Origin of the sequence: Oceanisphaera arctica (assembly GCF_002936955.1) — a bacterium.
GTDB lineage: Bacteria > Pseudomonadota > Gammaproteobacteria > Enterobacterales > Aeromonadaceae > Oceanimonas > Oceanimonas arctica.
Window position 1 is genome coordinate 1 of record NZ_MPZM01000090.1, and the last position, 3691, is coordinate 3691.

At 61.2% G+C, this 3691-nt stretch carries 4 protein-coding genes; 2 read left to right on the top strand and 2 right to left on the bottom strand.

What is annotated here, in order from left to right; genetic code table 11:
* The coding region (locus tag UN63_RS16735; protein ID WP_104488623.1) for an FAD/NAD(P)-dependent oxidoreductase at window positions 1-1129 on the top strand (1129 nt) is incomplete at its 5' end.
* 52 nt (window positions 1130-1181) lie between these two features.
* Window positions 1182-1538 carry a RidA family protein gene (locus UN63_RS16740; protein ID WP_104488624.1) on the top strand — a complete coding sequence of 119 codons (357 nt, stop codon included), beginning with the start codon at window positions 1182-1184 and terminating at the stop codon, window positions 1536-1538.
* A 636-nt stretch (window positions 1539-2174) separates the two neighbouring features.
* Here UN63_RS16740 and UN63_RS16745 read toward each other — a convergent pair.
* Both UN63_RS16745 and UN63_RS16750 read right to left on the bottom strand, forming a co-directional pair.
* Window positions 2175-2525, bottom strand: coding sequence for a cupin domain-containing protein (locus UN63_RS16745; RefSeq protein WP_104488625.1), 351 nt, complete (start codon window positions 2523-2525; stop codon window positions 2175-2177).
* Window positions 2522-3691 (bottom strand): NAD(P)/FAD-dependent oxidoreductase (locus UN63_RS16750; protein ID WP_104488626.1); only part of this gene is annotated, 1170 nt, incomplete at its 5' end. The genes UN63_RS16745 and UN63_RS16750, both read right to left, overlap by 4 nt.

Genomic DNA, 3691 nt, shown 5'->3' on the forward strand with positions numbered 1-3691 from the left:
GGAGGTCCGGCTGTCGGCCCAAGGGCAGGCCCGCACCCTGCAGGCGGGTAAAATACTGCTGGCCACCGGCGCCCAGGAGCGCCCTGTACCTTTTCCCGGCTGGCAGCTGCCCGGCGTGATGAGCTGTGGCGCCGCCCAGATCATGCTCAAGACCAGTGGTCTGACGCCGCCGGCCCCCCTGGTGCTGGCCGGCAGCGGCCCGCTGTTGCTGCTGATCGCATTGCAGCTACACAGAGCCGGAGTAGAGATTGCCGCCGTGCTCGACACCACTCCCAAAGAGAACTATCTCAAAGCCGGCCGTCATGTCGGCGGCGCCCTGCGCGGCTGGAAGATGCTGCTCAAGGGGCTCGATTACATGGCCCGGCTCAAGGGTTCCGACATACGCTGCCTGAGCCGGGTAAGCAGGCTGAAGGCCGAAGCCGATGAACACGGCAAGCTGGCTCGAGTGCGCTTTACCCACAAGGGCAAAGAGCAGACGCTGAACGCCACCAGCCTGCTGGTACACCAGGGCGTGGTGCCCAATGTGCAACTGAGCCGGGCCATCGGCATCGATCACCAGTGGGACGAACAGCAACTGTGCTGGCGCCCTCATACCGATAGCTGGGGCGAGACCGATATACCGGGAATCTTCATCGCCGGTGACGGCGCCGGTATCGGCGGCGCCACGGCCGCCGAACAGGCCGGTCGTCTGTCCGCCTGGCAGATAGCCCATCAGCTGGGCAAACAAAGCCCGGGCGATAGAGACAGGCTGGCCGAGCCGGTTCGCCGCGTCCTGGTCCCGACACTGGCGATCCGCCCCTTCCTGGATGTGCTGTACCAGCCCGCCGGAGAGTTTCTTACGCCGGCCGACGAGACCCTGGTGTGCCGCTGCGAAGAAGTCACCGCCGGTGATATTCGCCGCTTTGCCCGGCAGGGCTGCACCGGCCCCAACCAGACCAAGGCCTTCAGCCGGGTCGGCATGGGCCCCTGCCAGGGTCGGATGTGCGGCCTGACGGTGGCGCAGATCATCGCCGATACCCGCCAGACCACTCCGGCCGAGGTGGGCTATTACCGCATCCGCTCGCCAATCAAGCCGCTGCCCCTGAAAGAAGTAGCCAGCCTGGGCGAGACCGACCAGAATCCACAGTAACACCGGCCGCCGAGCCCTCGGCTCGGCGGCTTCAACCTTTTCAGGAGACACCATGACCCTAGTACGCCATCACACCAGCGAGCGCATGAGCCGCACCGTCATTCACAACAACACCGTCTACCTCTGCGGCCAGGTGGCCGAAGATCGCAACCAGGGCATCGCCGAGCAGACCCGCACCATGTTGGCCAAGGTAGATGCCCTGCTGGCCGAAGTCGGCAGTGATCGCCAGCACCTGCTGAGCGCCACCATCTATGTGAAGGACATGAGCCTGTTCGCCGAGATGAATCAGGTATGGGACGCCTGGGTGCCCGCCGGTCACGCCCCGGCCCGCGCCTGTGTGGAAGCCGCCATGGCCAGCCCCGAGCTGTTGGTGGAAATTTCGGTGATTGCCGCCATTCCCGAAGCCTGATACTAGGGCATGTTGACGTTTCAGGCTAAGTCATTGAAATAAAATAAATTTAACAAAATAGCTTTTTGTTATTCCCCTTTTAAATCAATACCTTATACCGAAACAGGAACAGACCCTAAAAAAATTAAATAACTGATCTATTTGGTGGCTCTGTAAAGGTCGGATAAAAGACCTGCTTCTCCGACACGCCGTGAATACCTCCATGTAGGCTCCGCCGCGCCATCCTTGGCGCGGAGGGTCGGCGGAGCAGATCCTTTTATCCTCCCTGATGCCAGAGAGTTGCCTGTTGGCACCGTCTACAGACAACTCGGTGTTTGAGAAGAGGCAACGGAGATCGACTACCACGACCGTGAAATGCCAGGGACGGCATTTCCGAGCCCCATGGGGCAGCTTGCTGCCGTATATCTTTGTTGGGTAATGGACCGAATATCCAGTGAATATTCGCAGCCGTTACCCAGCAAAGGTGGCTAGTCCAGTGGCGTGTCGAGGGAGGCGGCTGTGTTGCCTCTGAGCTCGGGTTTGAAAATAATCAGATATTTATTCACATTGGTATGATCCCCTGCTAGGAATCGGCTCCTGGTATAAAAAAGCCGGCCCGAGTGGGCCGGCAAAGTAGTGCCTTGGGACGAACACCCATCAAGCCAGTCCGTGCAACTCCTTCCAGTTGCCCGGATGAACCACATAACCGAACAGGGCATGGCCGCCATACACCAGCTCGGTGCCCTCGGGGATCCACAGCATCTGACCGGGGCGAACCTCGTGTTTCTTGCCGTTGGCGGTCAGTTCGAAGCAGCCTTCGATCACGAATACCACCTCGTCGTACAGCACAGTCCAGGCCACTTCGGCCCCTTCCCAGCGGGCGAAGCCCACTCCGATATTCGGGGAGATCTCGGGGCTCAACGCCCGGGCCACATAGGCGGCGCCCGGCGGACCGCCACGAAAGCTGAAATCCAGCTCCTTGCTGTCGATGACTCTGACTTCACTCATAATTCTCTCCGACTTTGCCATTTGGCCAGGGCAATACGGCTTTTTACCCCCAGCCCCAGAAAAGGTTCGGGCGGGTTGAGACTAGGCATGCCGGTCACTTGCTGGATGTCACGCAGCTGAGCGGAGTCCGCTCCCACCGCCAGATCGGCCAGCAGAGTGCCGGAAATAGTGCCCCAAGCCGCCCCCACTCCGTTGTCACAGGCGCTGGCATAAACGCCGTCTTCCAGCTGCCCGAAGAAATTGGTGAAATTACGAGAGATGGCATAGACCCCACCCCAGGTATGGGTGAAGGGCACCTCGGCCAGATCCGGATAGCGGGCCAGAAAAGCCTGCCGGTGATCGGCCTGGATGCGCTGGCGCATGCCGTCATTGATACTGCCGCCATACTGGGGCACATGCTTGTAGCTGTTGCGGAGCAGAATGCGGCGGTCGGCGGTCATGCGCAGCGTGGTGCCCGCATGGTCCGCCGGGGTCAGGCCCCAGTTCAATTCACCGCCATAGCGCGCCAGCTCGATGTCGGTCAGCGGTCGGGTCCAGCTGGCAAAGGTCATTACCGGCAACAACCGGTTTTTGAGGTAGCCGAACTCGCGGGTGAAGATACTGGTGCCCAGCAGTAGTTTCGGCGCCTGGATTTCGCCTTCGTCACCCAGCAGACGCCACTTGCCGCCCTCTTGCTGCAAGGAGCGGATCGGCGACTGCTCGAGCAGCTCGACATTTTCCGGCAGATTTTCTGCCATGCCGCGCACCAGCGCCGCCGGCTGCATTAGATAGCCACCGGGGGTAAAGATGGCGCGCCGATAATAAGAGGTACCCAGTACCGCGTTCAGCTCGCTGTGCTCCACCTTGCGGTAGGGTTCACCCAAGTCTTTCATCAGGTGCTCGAAATGATCGAGAAAGGCTTCGCCCCGCTCGCCTACCGCGCCCTGATACTTGCCGACCGCCGACCACTGACAGTCGATGCCATGGCGCTGCACCAGGCCGTCCAGCTGGGCGATGGCGGAACGATTCAGCCCCAGCAGCTTCTGCTTGTGGGCCGGATCCGGGTGCTCCAGTGCAAACTTGTGCGGCAGGTCGATGACAAAACCGGAATTACGGCCGGAGGCCCCTTCGGCCGCCCGCTGGGCATCCACCAGCACGATGCGTGCCTCGGGATGATGCTCGGCCAG